18 protein-coding genes are annotated in these 15,278 nt (G+C 39.8%); 6 read left to right on the top strand and 12 right to left on the bottom strand.

Annotated elements, in window-relative coordinates; genetic code table 11:
* Positions 1–65: 65 nt before the first annotated feature.
* The 7 genes from lysM to F927_RS03405 all read right to left on the bottom strand — a co-directional run bounded on the left by lysM (position 66) and on the right by F927_RS03405 (position 4,244).
* Positions 66–539, bottom strand: coding sequence for a peptidoglycan-binding protein LysM (gene lysM / locus F927_RS03435; protein WP_005081486.1), 474 nt, complete (start codon positions 537–539; stop codon positions 66–68).
* Between the two features lie 215 nt (positions 540–754).
* On the bottom strand, positions 755–997 hold the full coding sequence (acpP, locus tag F927_RS03430) for an acyl carrier protein (RefSeq protein ID WP_004638139.1): 243 nt from the start codon (positions 995–997) through the stop codon (positions 755–757).
* Between the two features lie 188 nt (positions 998–1,185).
* The gene (gene acpP / locus F927_RS03425; RefSeq protein ID WP_004655272.1) at positions 1,186–1,422 is read right to left on the bottom strand and encodes an acyl carrier protein; all 237 of its coding nucleotides are present in this window, start codon (positions 1,420–1,422) and stop codon (positions 1,186–1,188) included.
* 86 nt (positions 1,423–1,508) lie between these two features.
* On the bottom strand, positions 1,509–2,243 hold the full coding sequence (gene fabG / locus F927_RS03420) for a 3-oxoacyl-ACP reductase FabG (RefSeq protein ID WP_004638137.1): 735 nt from the start codon (positions 2,241–2,243) through the stop codon (positions 1,509–1,511).
* Positions 2,240–3,226, bottom strand: a complete 987-nt coding sequence (gene fabD / locus F927_RS03415) for an ACP S-malonyltransferase (RefSeq protein ID WP_005081482.1) — start codon at positions 3,224–3,226, stop codon at positions 2,240–2,242. Before fabD ends, fabG begins: the two co-directional genes overlap by 4 nt.
* Positions 3,227–3,423: 197 nt before the next feature.
* Positions 3,424–3,609, bottom strand: a complete 186-nt coding sequence (gene rpmF, locus F927_RS03410; protein ID WP_004638135.1) for a 50S ribosomal protein L32 — start codon at positions 3,607–3,609, stop codon at positions 3,424–3,426.
* Positions 3,610–3,683: 74 nt separating this feature from the next.
* Positions 3,684–4,244: a YceD family protein gene (locus F927_RS03405; protein WP_005081479.1), complete on the bottom strand. Its 561-nt coding sequence runs from the start codon at positions 4,242–4,244 to the stop codon at positions 3,684–3,686.
* Between the two features lie 96 nt (positions 4,245–4,340).
* Between F927_RS03405 and F927_RS03400 the strand changes: the two genes are divergently transcribed.
* The 3 genes from F927_RS03400 to F927_RS03390 all read left to right on the top strand — a co-directional run bounded on the left by F927_RS03400 (position 4,341) and on the right by F927_RS03390 (position 5,990).
* Positions 4,341–5,003 carry an elongation factor P hydroxylase gene (locus F927_RS03400; protein WP_005081477.1) on the top strand — a complete coding sequence of 221 codons (663 nt, stop codon included), beginning with the start codon at positions 4,341–4,343 and terminating at the stop codon, positions 5,001–5,003.
* Between the two features lie 88 nt (positions 5,004–5,091).
* Positions 5,092–5,709, top strand: coding sequence for an L-threonylcarbamoyladenylate synthase (locus F927_RS03395; protein WP_005081475.1), 618 nt, complete (start codon positions 5,092–5,094; stop codon positions 5,707–5,709).
* Positions 5,710–5,720: 11 nt separating this feature from the next.
* Positions 5,721–5,990, top strand: coding sequence for a hypothetical protein (locus F927_RS03390; RefSeq protein ID WP_005081473.1), 270 nt, complete (start codon positions 5,721–5,723; stop codon positions 5,988–5,990).
* Positions 5,991–6,002: 12 nt separating this feature from the next.
* Here F927_RS03390 and F927_RS03385 read toward each other — a convergent pair whose 3' ends face one another.
* Positions 6,003–6,716, bottom strand: a complete 714-nt coding sequence (locus tag F927_RS03385; RefSeq protein WP_005081471.1) for a GNAT family N-acetyltransferase — start codon at positions 6,714–6,716, stop codon at positions 6,003–6,005.
* 245 nt (positions 6,717–6,961) lie between these two features.
* Between F927_RS03385 and F927_RS03380 the strand changes: the two genes are divergently transcribed.
* From F927_RS03380 to rluB, 3 genes are read left to right on the top strand one after another with little or no spacing between them, the layout of a single operon-like run.
* Positions 6,962–7,756, top strand: coding sequence for a segregation and condensation protein A (locus F927_RS03380; protein WP_004638127.1), 795 nt, complete (start codon positions 6,962–6,964; stop codon positions 7,754–7,756).
* Positions 7,753–8,352, top strand: a complete 600-nt coding sequence (scpB, locus tag F927_RS03375; protein ID WP_004638126.1) for an SMC-Scp complex subunit ScpB — start codon at positions 7,753–7,755, stop codon at positions 8,350–8,352. Before F927_RS03380 ends, scpB begins: the two co-directional genes overlap by 4 nt.
* Positions 8,353–8,393: 41 nt before the next feature.
* Complete coding sequence (gene rluB, locus F927_RS03370) at positions 8,394–9,338, top strand: 23S rRNA pseudouridine(2605) synthase RluB (RefSeq protein ID WP_005081469.1); 945 nt, start codon at positions 8,394–8,396, stop codon at positions 9,336–9,338.
* Positions 9,339–9,403: 65 nt separating this feature from the next.
* Here the strand turns inward: rluB and F927_RS03365 are convergent, their stop codons facing one another.
* The 4 genes from F927_RS03365 to F927_RS03350 are packed head-to-tail and all read right to left on the bottom strand — an operon-like array spanning position 9,404 to position 15,257.
* Positions 9,404–11,128 (bottom strand): ABC transporter ATP-binding protein, encoded by a 1,725-nt coding sequence (locus F927_RS03365; RefSeq protein WP_005081466.1) that lies wholly within the window; start codon positions 11,126–11,128, stop codon positions 9,404–9,406.
* Between the two features lie 11 nt (positions 11,129–11,139).
* Positions 11,140–12,282, bottom strand: coding sequence for an ABC transporter permease (locus F927_RS03360; RefSeq protein ID WP_005081464.1), 1,143 nt, complete (start codon positions 12,280–12,282; stop codon positions 11,140–11,142).
* Positions 12,283–12,290: 8 nt separating this feature from the next.
* Positions 12,291–13,229: an ABC transporter permease gene (locus F927_RS03355; protein WP_005081462.1), complete on the bottom strand. Its 939-nt coding sequence runs from the start codon at positions 13,227–13,229 to the stop codon at positions 12,291–12,293.
* A gap of 12 nt (positions 13,230–13,241) precedes the next feature.
* Complete coding sequence (locus F927_RS03350) at positions 13,242–15,257, bottom strand: M3 family metallopeptidase (protein ID WP_005081460.1); 2,016 nt, start codon at positions 15,255–15,257, stop codon at positions 13,242–13,244.
* Positions 15,258–15,278: the final 21 nt, after the last annotated feature.

Raw genomic sequence — 15,278 nt, 5'->3', positions numbered from 1 at the left:
CAGCAAATATTTCTAGAATCAGAATAAACAAAAGGCGCATTCAGCGCCTTTTTCACATTCACAGATTATTGTGGGATACGTAATACTTGACCTGGGAAAATATCATCTGCATTTTTCAATAAAGGTCGATTTGCTTCAAAAATTTTATTGTATTGGTTTGGATCACCGTAATACTCTTTAGAAATCTTTGACAGATTGTCTCCTGATTTCACTGTATAGAATTTACTTTCTGGCTCAGCGGTTTCAACTGTCATTTGATCATCAACCTGTGCCACATGATCGATATTCCCCACAGCAAGAATGATTTTTTCTTTATCCGCCTGACTTTTTACCTGCCCTTTAATCACAGCAGTATCAGTTGTACCGTTATATGTCACGGACAGACCTTCCACCCCTAATCCTAAACTCTTAATTAAACCTAATAATTTATTTGCAATCTCTTGAGCTGATGGCTCAGCTGGTGTTGCTGGCGCAGCTTGTGGTTCCGCTGGTGCTGTATTTTTCTTACCAATACCTTTTACAAAATCAAAAAGACCCATTGTTATTTCCTCTGTAATTATTTATGAAGATTGGCCTCAATCGACCTAATTTCTAGTTATACCTAAAAAATAAATGCTACAGGTTTCAATTTAAAGCGGTCTTGTAAATAAATGTACAGTGATCTGCTGCAACATTTTTTACTTTTTTGATTCTTAGATTCAAAAATGAAAAGCCACCTTACGGTAGCCTTTGATCGCTAAAATGGATGATACGATTACATGTCGCCTTCCACATTAGTCCTTATATAGTCAATTGCAGCTTGGACTGTCGTAATTTTCTCTGCATCTTCATCTGGGATTTCAAAGCCAAACTCTTCTTCAAAAGCCATAACCAATTCAACGATATCCAAAGAATCAGCGCCTAAATCATCGACAAAAATTGCGCTAGGTACCACCTCTTCCTCATCTACGCCGAGTTGTTCAACGATAATTTGTTTAACTCGCATTTCGATACTCATAATATTTCCTTTTGTTGTTATGATTTAATAATTTATTTTAAATAGCATAGATTTTATACACTTAAATAAACTCATTTCATATTCAGTGTTTATTTTTTTCTTGTAAAAAAATGTATAAATCCTCTCAAGTAAAAAATTGAGCACATAAAAAAGCCACCTTTCGGTGGCTTTTCAATCATGCAATATGATTAACCAAGTTTTTTGGTTACATAATCAATTGCTGATTGAACCGTAGTGATTTCATTTGAATCTTCATCAGGAATCGTGATGTCGAAATCATTTTCAAAAGACATTACAAGTTCAACCAAATCTAAAGAGTCAGCACCCAAATCATCCATGAAAGATGCTTCGTTCTTAATCTCTTCAGCACGCATACCTAATTGTTCAGCTACTGCTTGTTTGATGCGTTGTTCGATATCGCTCACAGGAATTCTCCTCATTGCTTGTGGCGTTTTAATTTGCCACTAGTTTAATTGAATATAAAAACTTTTAAAAGTTTATACATCGCCAGTTAGGCCATGTATAAACCACCATTTACGTGTAAAACTGTACCAGTAATGTAACTCGCCTTGTCGCTGGCAAGGAAACTCACTGCATTTGCAATATCTTGAGGCTCACCTAAACGATTTAAAGCGACTTGATCAGTCATTTTTTTGCGAATTTCTTCGCTTAACTGATCCGTCATTTCAGTCGCAATGAAGCCTGGCGCAACACTGTTCACTGTAATCTGACGGCTGCCCATCTCTTTCGCTAAGCTACGACTAAATGCTTCAATCCCTGCTTTTGCTGCTGAGTAGTTTGCTTGTCCTGGATTGGCAAAATGCGCTACAACAGAACTGATGTTAATAATGCGCCCAAAGCGAGCTTTGGTCATGCCTTTCAATACGCGCTTAGATAAGCGGTAAACGGCTTTCAGATGGATATTGAGAATATCATCCCAATCATCTTCAGACATACGCAATAACAAGTTATCTTTGGTAATACCCGCATTGTTTACCAATACAAGAACTGAACCATATTTCTGTTCAATATCTGAAACAAGTGCATCTATTGCTTCGCCGTTACGAACATCGAGTACAGCACCTGCTCCATGTTCAGCAAAGCTTTCTGTCAGTTTTTGCGCGCCTGATTCAGAGGTCGCGGTTCCAACTACAAAAAAACCGTCTTGAATGAGTTGCTGTGCAATAGCTGCGCCAATACCACGGCTTGCTCCTGTCACTAACGCAACTTTTCGTTGTTGTGTCATGCAATTTTTCCTTCTGCCACTAACACTGCGTTTAGGGCATCTTCCATACGTGCTTTGCTATCAATGGCAAATGCTTTTTCTATGTTCGGTAATCGCTTTGCAAGATTGCTAAGTACAGTACCAGGTCCACATTCGACCACGTACTGAATACCTTGATCCTGTAGATATTGCATGGTGCGTGTCCATTGTACCGATTGGTACAATTGAGCCGTTAAAGCCTGACGCAATTGAGCAACATCTGTCGCGATTTCCGCGTTGACATTTTGTATTACAGGAAGGCATGGTAGCTCAATGGCAGTTTGTTCCAAAGCTTCAGCAAACTTTTCTGCGGCTGGCTTCATTAATGAACAATGAGACGGCACAGATACTGGTAGGGCAATCGCTTTACCAGATTGCTCTTTCGCTTCAGCCATTACTTGTTGAACCAATGTAGCACTACCGGCAATTACGACTTGACCTTGTGCATTATAATTTGCAGCTTCCACTGAGCCTTGACCTGCCGCAGATACTTGCTGACAAAGCTCAACAACTTTTTCATCCGCTAAGCCAAGAATAGCAGCCATTGCCCCCTCACCTTGAGGTACAGCACTCTGCATCAGTTTGCCACGTAAATGAACCAGTTTTACAGCATCAGCCAATGTCATCGCTTCCGCAGCAACCAGCGCGCTATATTCCCCTAAAGAGTGTCCAGCCAAGTATTTCGGTGTAATACCACCTAACTCTAACCATACACGCCATAAGGCAATACTGGCAGTCAATAACACTGGCTGTGTATTTTCAGTTTGGTCTAAGCCTTCACCACTTTGAGCAATATGCCAAAGATCAAAACCGAGTGCTTCAGACGCCTCAGCAAAAGTCTCTCTAACAACACTGAATTGCTCTGCAAGTTCAGCAAGCATACCTACTTTTTGTGAACCTTGACCTGGAAAAACAAATGCAGTTTTTGTTGCTTGAGCTGCCTGCTCAAGTCGTTTAGTCGACATATAAAAATCCTTAAATTAGTCTATCGCCAATTTGATCAACACCCATAATTCTACATGAGAATAGCAATAGACTCTTTAGCGATGCGGCAATTTAACATTGATTTAATCTTTTTATAATTGCGAAAAACAACAAAAAAGGGAGCTTTCGCTCCCATTTTTTCTATACTTTAAGCTAACGCTTAATGCATATGATTCAATTATTCAGCATCAGCTGCTTTAGCGAATAATTGACGACCACGGTAAATACCATCTTTAGTCACGTGGTGACGACGGTGAGTTTCACCAGTAGTTTGGTCTACAGATAATGCATTCTCGGTTAAAGCGTCATGTGAACGGCGCATGTCACGGCGAGAGCGACTTTTACGGTTTTGCTGAACGGCCATGATGGCTCCTTACAAAGATCGAAAAAATGGATCAGAACAAATTCAGTTGTCTTAACTCAACATTATAACATAAATTATGAGTTAAGTTTACCCTTCAAACCTGCCAAAACATCAAACGGATTATCCCGTTTTTCTTCGACAACGTCCTGAATGGTAGGTCGATGTTTATGCTCACAAGCATCATGCTTAGGAGATAAAGGCACCAACAATAACAGTTCATCTTCTAGCAATGCGAGTAAATCAATCGAAGCAGGCGTATCAAAATCACCTTTTTTCGAAAATTCACTTTCACCTAAAACGATGAAATCAGCATCCTCATCCAAGCGCTCTATCAGTGACTCATCATCGATTAAAGCCAAATGGAAATCTGAAACAAGTTCAGTTTCAACAGTATCCAAACAACGTTGGCATTCCATTGGAACTCTTGTATCAATATGTCCATCTAACCATACAATGCGATGATAGGCATCCATTGATAGCTTACAGTCTATGTTGATCAATTGATCATTAATTGATCCAACAGCTTCACGGGCGATACGAGCAAAGCGAGACAATGGCAGTGTTCCTGACCATGTAAAGCCCTGTTCAGCCCATTTAAACGGCTCAATCTGTGCCGGAAAGGTATTTGCTGACATAATTAAGGCGGCAATTCTACAAATTCATCGGTACTCTGTCAAAGATTAAGATACAATTTTGCACTTCTTTAGACAGAACTCGGGGTAAATTAAGCAATGCACCTGTTGCAGCTGCAACTTGAAGTAACAACTTCATTACTTGTTAGCACCCATTCAACCACTGCTCCTGTTTTAACACCAGATCAAGTGCAACGTTCATCTTGGCAAAAGTTAACAACAGAACCAGAACAGGTTGATTGGCTTATTTTACACTTTAATCACTGGTTTTCCCACCATAATGTGACACTTGTTAAAGGTGAATTTGAACCAGAATATTTCCCTGCGGAAAATGGACAACCTGCAAGAATCCAATTTGCACATGGTTTTTTTAATAGTGCCCTGCATGAAATTAGTCATTGGACGATTTCTGGCGCACAACGTCGTCTATTACCCGATTTGGGTTATTGGTATGCACCAGATGGTCGAACAGCTGAACAACAGGCGCTTTTTGAACAGGTTGAAATCAAGCCACAAGCGATTGAATGGTTATTTGCGACTGCCTTTGGTCGAAAGTTCCGAGTGTCTTTAGATAATTTGACGGGTGACAGTGGTAACGGACAACAATTTAAAGACAATGTGTTCTCTCAGGTCCAACGTTACTTTTCTGGCGAAGCAAAATTACCAGATGATGCAGCTCATTTTATTTATTACATCTGTCTATGTACACGTAATGGCTTAGCGTTACAACGCGATGAATTTAAACGCGAACAGCTTGATTGAATGACAAAATTATCACATCTGAGACTTGCATCCTCCCCTATACACGTTTCATACTAAATTCAGCCATAAAGATCAGGGAGTTATAATAATGTTGCATTTACATATTCATCCTGAAAATCCTCAGGCTCGCTTAATCACTCAAGCTGTAGATCGCATTCGCGCTGGTGATGTCGTAGTTTATCCAACTGATGCAGCCTATGCGATTGGTTGTCAGATTGGTAATAAAAGTGCGATGGAACGAATTGCTCAAATTCGTGGTTTAGGTCCAAAACATCAATATGCGATTATGTGCTGTGATTTATCCGATATTGCAACTTATGCCAAAGTTGATAATGCGATGTATCGATTACTTAAGAATAATACACCTGCTGTCACTACTTTTATTTTGCCCGCGACCAGTGAAGTACCAAAACGCTTGATGCATCCAAAGAAAAAAACCATTGGTTTGCGTATTCCAAGTAATCCGGTTGCTCAGGCTCTGTTGAAAGAATTAGGTGAGCCTTTGCTGACCAGTACTTTGATTCTTCCCGATCAAAAAGATCCACTTGATGATCCTTATGATATTGAAAATCAGCTCGGTAAACGTATTGATGTATTTATCGATAGTGGTTTCGGTACTTTATCCACGACTAGTATTGTCGATTTGTCAGGTGAAAACCCAGAGATTATTCGTCGCGGGGTTGGTGACGTCAGCGCGTTTGAATAACGTTATATAAAATGGATTTATTTCAAGTTTTACTCAACATAAATGATTTTCAAGATGATGAAACCATTTATGTTGTTGAACCTTGGACATTAGAATCTGAAACAAAAGTTCTAAAAGAACCAGATATAGGACTTATCCAAATCGAAAGTAATCACTTAATTTTTGAATATTTTTTAGAGGTTTCCATTGTGAAAGAAATATGGAAAAATCTCGAACACCGAAATCTTTGTATGCGTGATCAATGTCAAAACATTATCGAATATGCAATCCACGATGCCTAATATCTTAAGCCATTACGTAAAATCAGTTAACCGACGTTTCTGAAAACCTTGCTCATCAAAATTATCTGGACTGAGCCATTGTTGATAGATTTTTTCTAAATCAGGCCATTCTTCATCAATAATTGAAAACCAAGCGGTGTTGCGATTACGTCCTTTTACGATCCGATCCTGACGGAACAAGCCTTCAAATTGAAATCCAAAACGTAAGGCTGCAGCTTTAGAGGGGGCATTACAATCATCACATTTCCACTCAACGCGTCTAAAACCGTGTTTAAAACATTGTTGTAACAGTAGAAATATGGTTTCTGTTGAAGCTTTGGATTTTTTCATTTTATGCGAAAAATAAACATTACCAATCTCTATCGCACCGTGTTCAAGCCGAGGATTAAGTAATGCAATCCAGCCTTGAACTTCTCCATCTACCTCAATAAGAAAATGTGTTGATCCATAAAAACCAAATAAGTTATGCAAAGCATCCCTTAATACTATCGCACTGGTTGGTGCCGAATAAGGTAAATAAGTCCAGCATGCTGCATTGGGTTCAGAACTTACACATGCCCAAATTTGTGCTAAGGCTGAATCAGCTATTGTTCCAACGATAGAGATCAATTGAATATTCTGTCCAAAGATACTTTCTTTAATCGGCTGACTAGTTTTGAAATTTTCAATAGCTAGGCCAACGGTCTGACCAAGATCATTGTGTTGTGTTTTTAAATAGTTTTTCATCGTAATTTGTTATGCTGTAAAAATATGACTCTAATCACATATTTAATCATAAAGTTTTTCTATGTCGAATATGCTTTGATATAAAAACTCAAAATACCCTGAGAAGATTAAGGTTTTTGTAAGCAAGTAATTTATTAAATCGAGTATTTCGATTAGAATAGCCAAGCTCCTTGTGGCGTGTGTCATCCCTTGAACACAAAAATGATCTTTCATGCTTTTGAAAATTCGCGTGGCTTATAACGGTAATGAACCAAATTCTTCCTACTTCGTTGGAGTTAACTCCTTCCATTCGTGTGCTTGACGAGTGGCAAGAAGCCATACCTGAAGATTTGTATATCCCGCCAGCCGCATTTGAAATTTTATTGGAACAATTTGAAGGTCCTTTGGACTTCTTGATTTACCTGATTCAAAAGAATGGCTTCGATCTTTTACAGTTAGATATTTCTCCAATTGCAACGCAATATCTATCATATATGGATAGTATGAAATCGTTGAATATCGAACTGACTGCGGATTATATGGTGATGGCTGCATTACTGGCTGATCTAAAGTCACGTTTACTACTTCCCAAACCTGTTGCTGTCGATCCTTTTGAAAAGGATCCTAAACAAGAACTCATCGATCGTTTAGAAACTTACCTCCGCATTAAGCAAGCTGCTGAAAAACTTGGTCAAATGCCCATCTTTGAACGAGATACCTTTAGTACAAATGTGAGTATCGGACATATTGCCCCAATCTATGAGGGGTATGATGCTGATGCTTTAAGGGATGCGTTATTTTGCGTATTCAATCGCCCTGAACCGATTACACACGTTATTGCTCAAGAGCCTGTTTTACTTGAAGAGCGAATTGCTTATATTGAAAGCCAACTGGCTTCTGGTGAAAGTTTAAGTTTTATAACTTTACTCAATCCTAAGCAAGGTCGTATGGGCATGGTCGTAACATTTATGGCAGTACTTGAATTGACTCGTCAACAAAAGATTCAAATTATTCATACAGGGATCGAAGCACCTCTGACAATTCAAGGAATTTCAGCATGAGTTTAGATCAGTTTGATTCCAATGAAGGCATGTCATTGGAAGATATTCATCATGATGTTCTACTGCAAATTGAAGCGATATTATTCGCCAGTGACTCACCAGTTTCACTTGCACGACTAAAAGAAGCCTTTCAAAACCAATATAATAAGCAACAATTACGTCAGTTTTTGCAACAACTCGCAATGTTACAACATGGCCGTTCTATTGAATTAATCGAAACAGCTCAAGGTTTCCGTTTTCAGGTCCGTGCCAAGTATCGTAATATCATTGCGCAAGTTTGGCCTGAACGCCCAACTAAATTATCGCCGTCTTTACTCGAAACCGTCGCTGTTATTGCGTATCATCAACCTGTAACACGTGCAGATATTGAGCAAATTCGTGGTGTATCAAATAACAGTCAAATTTTAAGAACACTGTTTGACTGGAACTGGATCAAAGAGTCTGGTTTCAGAAACTTACCTGGAAGACCTGCGTTGTTAGTGACAACGCCCCAATTTTTAAATGCATTTGGTCTAGCTTCGCTAGGTCAACTGCCTCCCCTGCAGAACGCCAAGGAAGCTTTCATGACACTCGATGCGCAAGCACCGAAGTCTTGAGAAGGTGAACTGTTGATCATTATGTCTAAGGTTGTGCTGTCATGAGTGAAAAATTACAAAAGGTTTTAGCGAGAGTTGGGCTTGGCTCACGTCGCTATATGGAGGAAGTCATTGCTGCTGGTCGTGTCAGCATCAATGGTCGTATTGCCCAAGTGGGTGAACGCATTGAGCCAGGTGATGAACTTCGTATTGATGGTCGTAAAGTACAATTCCAAGTAGAAGATGAAATTCGTCGTCGTGTTTTAATTTACTATAAGCCAGAGGGTGAAATTTGCTCACGCAATGATCCTGAAAAACGTCCAACCGTATTTGATCATTTGCCTCAAATCGCCAATGATCGTTGGGTCATGGTCGGTCGCCTCGATATCAACAGTACAGGCTTATTGTTGTTTACCAATGATGGTGAGCTTGCAAACCGTTTAATGCACCCATCAAACGAAGTAGAACGTGAATATGCAGTACGCGTTATGGGTGAAGTGACACCTCAAATCCGTAATAACATGCTCAAGGGCGTTGAACTTGAAGATGGCCCTGCTAAATTTGAGTCTTTCTCTGAAATTGGTGGCGATGGAATCAACCGTTGGTATCAAGTAGTCGTGAAAGAAGGTCGTAATCGCGAAGTTCGTCGTATCTTTGAATCGCAGAATTTAAAAGTCAGCCGCTTATTACGTACTCGCTACGGAACCGTGATTTTACCGCGTGAGTTACGTACAGGTCGCTGGATGGAACTCGACAAGATGGATATCGATAACTTAGCAAAATCTGTTGAATTAAAACCACGCCAAGGTACAGGTTTATTCGGTATGGCTAAACGTCGTACTGAACGTATGACAGATAAACCAATGGCAGCACGTCGTGGGGGTTATTTACGTCAACAACGTCGTGATGATGAACAACCTGAACAACGTCCAAACAGCAATGGTGGCAACCATAATAACAATGGTCGTAAAACGATTGGCTTTAATAAAGGCTTTAAGAAGTTTTAATTGATTGTTATTTAGAAATAAAAAAACGCTCAATTTGAGCGTTTTTTAATGTCCACAATTTGCGATCAAGCGATACCTTGTGGAATGGCACTCAATAATTTTCGCGTATATTCGTGCTGAGGGTGCAGATACAGATCGTCAGAATTAGCTATTTCAACAATTTCACCATGATTCATTACCATGACCTGATCTGAAATATATTTCACCACCGATAAATCATGAGAAATAAAGATATAGCTTAAACCAAACTCATCTTGTAGATCTTGAAGTAAGTTCAATACCTGCGCCTGTACAGAAACATCTAACGCTGAAACTGATTCGTCACAAATCAAAATCTCAGGCTTTAAAGTTAAGCAACGTGCGATAGCAATACGCTGACGTTGTCCTCCTGAAAATTCATGTGGGTAACGATCATAAGCTTGGGCGGGTAAACTTACGCGTTCTAACAACTCTAAAGCTATTTTTTTACGTTCTGTATCATCCTGACCAATCCCATGAATACGCATTGGTTCAAGTAGAATTTGTCCAATCGTAAACCTCGGATTCAACGAAGCATAAGGATTTTGGAAAATGATCTGTATTTTACGTTGATACTTTGCAAACTCTTTTTCAGACATGGCAAAAATATCTTTACCATCAATAAGCGCTTGTCCACCTGTTGCTTCATGTAACCGCATTAACAACAAACCAATGGTTGTTTTTCCTGAACCAGACTCACCAACCAGACCTAATGTTTTTCCTTTTGCCAGTTTAAAAGAGACTCCTTTTACAGCTTGAAATTCATCACGTCCCCATAATCCTTTACGACTATAAAATGATTTTTTCAGATCTTTGACATCCAAAATAATTTTTTCATCACCTTTCAATCCACGTGCACGTTGCTGTAAATGAAGCGTTGATAAGTTTATCTCTTCCACAAGTTGTCCATTTTCTAGCTTCATAAAATCGCTGGTAATCGGTAACCGATATGGACGTGAAGACAATTGGGGACGACAATGTAATAACGCTCGTGTATAGACATCATTCGGTTGCTCTAAAACCTGTTTAGTCTTACCACTTTCTCGAATTTCACCATGCCGCATCACAATCACTTCATCAGCGATTTCACCGACCAACGCCAAATCATGAGTAATAAACAACATCGACATTTCGTGACGTTGACGCAAAGATTCCAATAGTTCAATAATTTGTTTTTGAATGGTTACATCCAGAGCGGTGGTCGGTTCATCTGCAATCAAAAGTTTAGGCTCACAGGCAATCGCCATCGCAATCATAACGCGTTGTTGTTGCCCACCTGACAACTGACTTGGATAGGCATCAATCTTGGTTTCAGGGGAAGGAATTCCAACCTCTTTTAACAACTCCAAAACACGTGTACGAGCTTGTTTACGCCCCATGCCTAAGTGAATACGCAAAACCTCTGCAATTTGATCCCCAACTGTAAAAACAGGATTTAATGATGACATCGGTTCTTGGAAAATCATCGCTATATCCCTTCCACAAATGTCACGAAGTTCTCGAACGGATAGCGTCAGTAAGTCTTTATCTTCAAAATAAATTCTACTCTGCTCTGAGATTCGACTCTGTTCTTTTGGCAGTAATCCCATCACGGCCAAAGAAGTTACTGATTTACCACTACCCGATTCACCAACTAAAGCAACCGTTTTGTTCTTTGGAATGCTAAATGAAATCCCTTTGACGGTCTCAACCCATTGCTTATTCTCTGATTTAAAACTGACATGCAGATTTTCAACCGTTAATAACGGCGTTTCATTTGTATTTGGCCTCATATTTCACTCCGTTATTTCAGCTTAGGATCTAATGCATCACGCAAAGCATCAGTAAACATTGAAAATGCTGTCACCAAGACAGCCATCGCAATCGATGCAGCAGCCAATTGCCACCATTTACCTAGAATCAACTCAGTTTGTGCTTCATTCAACATACTGCCCCATGAGACCACGCCAACAGGAACACCAAAGCCAAGGAAACTCAAAATCACTTCAGCTTTGATAAAAGCGACGACAAGGATAGAAATTTGAACCAAAGCAATATGGCTGACGTTTGGAAAAATATGTATAAACATACGGCGAAAATGACTCACGCCAATCGCTTTGGCAGCGAGAACATATTCACGGGATTTATGTTTCATGTACTCGGCACGAATCAGTCGGAAAACACCAGTCCAACCAGTTAAGCCCAAAATTAATACAATCGAAAGAATACCTTTCTGCTGTAAAACAGCGGCAACGGCCAAAACTAGTAATAGATAAGGAATCGAAGTAAAAATGTTATAAAACCAATTGAGAACATCATCTACCCATCCTCCAAAATAGCCAGAGATCGCCCCCAGAAAAGTCCCGATTACAACCGCCAATAATGCTGAGAGTAACCCGACAAGAATAGAAGTTTCTGCGCCTTTAATCGTTTTAAGTAGAACATCTTGTCCCCATTTATCTGCACCAAATGCTAAGGTTGATTTCAGTGCTTGGTCTTGATCAACCAACTGCCCATCAAGTTGCTGATTGATCACCAACATATCTTCAGCTAATGGATCGGTTACGCCGTAATAATCAATCAACGTATTGTTATCCTGTTGCTCTGCAATATCCGTATTTGACTCACGAAAACTATCTTTTAAAGAATCAGCCGGATTTTCAGGAAAATCTTCCGCTGGCTTCGCTAGTGGAGTTGACGGAGCACCTTCTTTACTTGTCCCAATAAACGTTGGTGGTGCGTAACTTACAGCCACTTGTTTGTTCCAATCTGATGCAATAACACCTGTAATCGATAGCAATAACACGATGAAATAACCGAGCACCACAAGTAACGATGCTACTGCGATACGATCTGCTTTTAGTCGCTGTACAGCCAAACGCCATAACCCAAAGGATGCAGTGTTAGGCTGTACATGTGCTTTTCGTTTTAATAATACACTCAGCATAAGCTCACCTATTTCAACTCTACACGTGGATCGATTAACTTATAAATCAGATCCGCAATTAGGTTAAAAAACATGGTTGCGACGGCAACATAAACTGTTATCGCTTTAATCACGGGGAAATCACTACGTTCAACCGCAATGATGACTTCTCGACCAATACCAGGGATACCAAAAAAGCGTTCTATCAAAAATGCGCCAATTAACAAGGCAGGTAATGTCGCCATAACATCCGTCACAATCGGAATCGAAGCATTGCGTAAAACATGTATGCCATAAACACGTCGCTCACTCACACCTTTGGCACGTGCAGTACGAACATAATCCTGATTGACCTCATCCAAAATGAAACTGCGATAGAGTCTTAATGTCGGTGCAATACTCACGACAAGCATAATCAGAACAGGTAATAGTGCATATTTGAACAGATTTTCGTTTAAGTTATCGCTCCAACCTTGAACTGGAAACCATCCCAATTGATAGGCAAAGAAGTACTGAAAAACAATGATATAAACCAAGATACTGATCGACATGCCGATCGTACAAAGCATCATCACCATACGATCAGTTAAACTTCCTCGCACAGATGCAACAGCCAACGCCAAGATGATCGAAATTACGGTTTGTAGCAGAGTTAATGGAATCAGAATCGTCAGTGATGGTCCCAAACGAGTGCTTATAATTTGCGAGACCGACTCCCCAGTACTCCAACTCACGCCATAATCAAAAGTCAAAATTTGCTTGATGAAAATCCAAAGTTGAATGTAATAAGGCTGATCAACACCTAACTGTTGTCGAATATTTTCAATTTGCTCTGGATTCGACATTTTTCCTGCCAAGATATAAGCAGGATCCCCCCCCACCCAATTGAACAAGAAAAAAATCAGCAGCACGACACCCAGCATTGTGGGGATCATCTGCCATATGCGACGTATGATATATGCCAGCATAAAAGATGCCCCTTATTTAATCCGTTGACCTGAAATTTCATTGAAAAAAGCAGTGTTACTAGGCTTACGTCCTAGAAACTCCTCAACTAAAGCTTGTGCTGGTTTTTGGCTACCTTGAGCTAAAATAGTTTCACGATAACGTTGTCCTACCTCGGCATTGTTCAAATTATTACCAAAGGCTGACAGCATATCTAAGGCCATAACTTCAGACCACATATAGCCGTAGTAACCGACTTGGTAGCCTCCCATAATATGACCAAATTGACCTGGAAACTCTGTAGTCGGCACATAGCCAAGTGCTGTTGCAGCCTCCATCTTTTTCCAGACATCTAATGGTTGTATTTTCAAAGCATCCTTACCATGCAATGCCATGTCATACTGTGCATATAAAGTTTGGCGGGCATAATGTAGACCTCGCCCATAACCATGAACCGCATTTAATTTTTCGATTAAGGCATCATCCACACGTGGGCAAGCAGGACTACAAAAATCTGCGAGTTTTGAAAGAGTTTCTTTACGTCTCGCCCACTCTTCATACATCTGGGATGGTGCTTCAACAAAATCTCGCTCTACTGAAGTGCCAGATTGTGATGCATAACGAGTATTCGATAAGATGCCATGAAGCGCATGCCCAAATTCATGCACAAAGGTTTCCAGCTCATCACTGTTCAGTCCCTTTCGATTAAAATTGGTGACCAGAGCTGAAATTGGTTTCCGCTCAGTTAAACGGCTCCGCCCGAAAACACTCCAAACAGCAGCATGCCCATACTTCCCTTCACGGGGAAATTTATCCATGTACAACCCACCAATTAATTGCTTTGTTTTCGCATCGACAACATCGTAATACTCGACTTCATCTTGCCAAGCCACTATATTTACTTGTTTAAATTCAATACCATACAAATCAGATGAAATAGCAAATAACCAATCTTGAGTTGCTTGTGTAGGAAAATATTCACGCAATTTTTCTTGATCAATTTGGTATTTAGCTTGACGGAGTTTTTCACTCCAATATTCATCGCTCCAGCGCTCAATCGAGGCTTGCTGTAATGGAATATTTAAGGTTTTAGCTTTAAATTCACGTAAGGTCTGAACTTCTTTTCGCTCTAAAGGTGCTACTGTTGTATGAACTTCTGCTAAGAATTTATTCACCGCCTCGGGTGTTTTTGCCATTCGGTTTTGCAAAACCCATTCTGCATAACTCGATTTGCCAAAGAGTTGTGCTAATTCATAACGTAAATCAATCGCTTGTTTAAGCAATGCTAAATTCTTTTCTCCACCACGCCGACTAAATGCAATTTGATAGCGCTTACGTGCCTCATCACTTTCAGCAAGCTGCATAAATGGACGGTATTCAGGATATTCAAAACCCAATAGATAATTACCCTTATCATTTTTGTTTAAAGCATCAATATAGCTTTGCGGTAAGCCTTTTAACTCAGCTGGACTAAACTCTATTTTTTGAGGATTCTCACGTACATTTCTCGCATACACCTGCTCAATTGTAGCGAGTTCGTCCAAAATCTCTTTCAAACGTTTTTGTTTATTGGTGGTCAGCAAAATGCCTTTTTCCTCAAAATTATTCAAAATGTCTTGCTGAAATTTGCTATCTATTGCATCCGATGGCTTTAGTTTTTTAAACTGCTGATAGAGCTTGGGATTTTGAAAAATATCTGTTTGGAACTGCGTAATTTTAACCTCGCAATCTTCTGCAGCATTGCGAACAGCCTCATCTGGATAAACGTTGCCATATAAACCAATTGGACCATAAAAATCTTCAAACTCAGCAAAAATACGATCCCATTCTGCTAGCACAGGCGCTGCTGGTGCATTTAGTTTTAATGGTCGCATTTCTACAGACTTTAACTGTTTTTTTACTTCATTGATTTTGGTATCACACATTACTGCGATATCTTGGGCTTGAAATGTTGGCAGGGTCTGACGTTTTGTAGTTTCAGCCGTCACGGTCTGGTTAATACCCATCGTCAGTAAACACAATGTGGCTAATTTAAAAGTATTAGATTTCATAATTACTCCAGTTCTTTATTT

This window comes from Acinetobacter haemolyticus CIP 64.3 = MTCC 9819 (genome assembly GCF_000369065.1).
Classification (GTDB): Bacteria; Pseudomonadota; Gammaproteobacteria; order Pseudomonadales; family Moraxellaceae; genus Acinetobacter; species Acinetobacter haemolyticus.
This window is presented reverse-complemented; position numbering and strand designations above follow the sequence as displayed.

Bases quoted from the DNA above. Each gene is read 5' to 3' on its own strand.
- F927_RS03355 (WP_005081462.1), bottom strand. From the start codon at position 13,229: ATGCTGGCATATATCATACGTCGCATATGGCAGATGATCCCCACAATG.
- F927_RS03385 (WP_005081471.1), bottom strand. From the start codon at position 6,716: ATGAAAAACTATTTAAAAACACAACACAATGATCTTGGTCAGACCGTT.
- fabD (WP_005081482.1), bottom strand. From the start codon at position 3,226: ATGTCGACTAAACGACTTGAGCAGGCAGCTCAAGCAACAAAAACTGCA.
- F927_RS03395 (WP_005081475.1), top strand. From the start codon at position 5,092: ATGTTGCATTTACATATTCATCCTGAAAATCCTCAGGCTCGCTTAATC.
- acpP (WP_004638139.1), bottom strand. From the start codon at position 997: ATGAGTATCGAAATGCGAGTTAAACAAATTATCGTTGAACAACTCGGC.
- scpB (WP_004638126.1), top strand. From the start codon at position 7,753: ATGAGTTTAGATCAGTTTGATTCCAATGAAGGCATGTCATTGGAAGAT.
- rluB (WP_005081469.1), top strand. From the start codon at position 8,394: ATGAGTGAAAAATTACAAAAGGTTTTAGCGAGAGTTGGGCTTGGCTCA.
- F927_RS03365 (WP_005081466.1), bottom strand. From the start codon at position 11,128: ATGAGGCCAAATACAAATGAAACGCCGTTATTAACGGTTGAAAATCTG.
- F927_RS03380 (WP_004638127.1), top strand. From the start codon at position 6,962: ATGAACCAAATTCTTCCTACTTCGTTGGAGTTAACTCCTTCCATTCGT.
- lysM (WP_005081486.1), bottom strand. From the start codon at position 539: ATGGGTCTTTTTGATTTTGTAAAAGGTATTGGTAAGAAAAATACAGCA.
- fabG (WP_004638137.1), bottom strand. From the start codon at position 2,243: ATGACACAACAACGAAAAGTTGCGTTAGTGACAGGAGCAAGCCGTGGT.
- rpmF (WP_004638135.1), bottom strand. From the start codon at position 3,609: ATGGCCGTTCAGCAAAACCGTAAAAGTCGCTCTCGCCGTGACATGCGC.
- F927_RS03360 (WP_005081464.1), bottom strand. From the start codon at position 12,282: ATGCTGAGTGTATTATTAAAACGAAAAGCACATGTACAGCCTAACACT.
- F927_RS03400 (WP_005081477.1), top strand. From the start codon at position 4,341: ATGCACCTGTTGCAGCTGCAACTTGAAGTAACAACTTCATTACTTGTT.
- F927_RS03405 (WP_005081479.1), bottom strand. From the start codon at position 4,244: ATGTCAGCAAATACCTTTCCGGCACAGATTGAGCCGTTTAAATGGGCT.
- F927_RS03350 (WP_005081460.1), bottom strand. From the start codon at position 15,257: ATGAAATCTAATACTTTTAAATTAGCCACATTGTGTTTACTGACGATG.
- F927_RS03390 (WP_005081473.1), top strand. From the start codon at position 5,721: ATGGATTTATTTCAAGTTTTACTCAACATAAATGATTTTCAAGATGAT.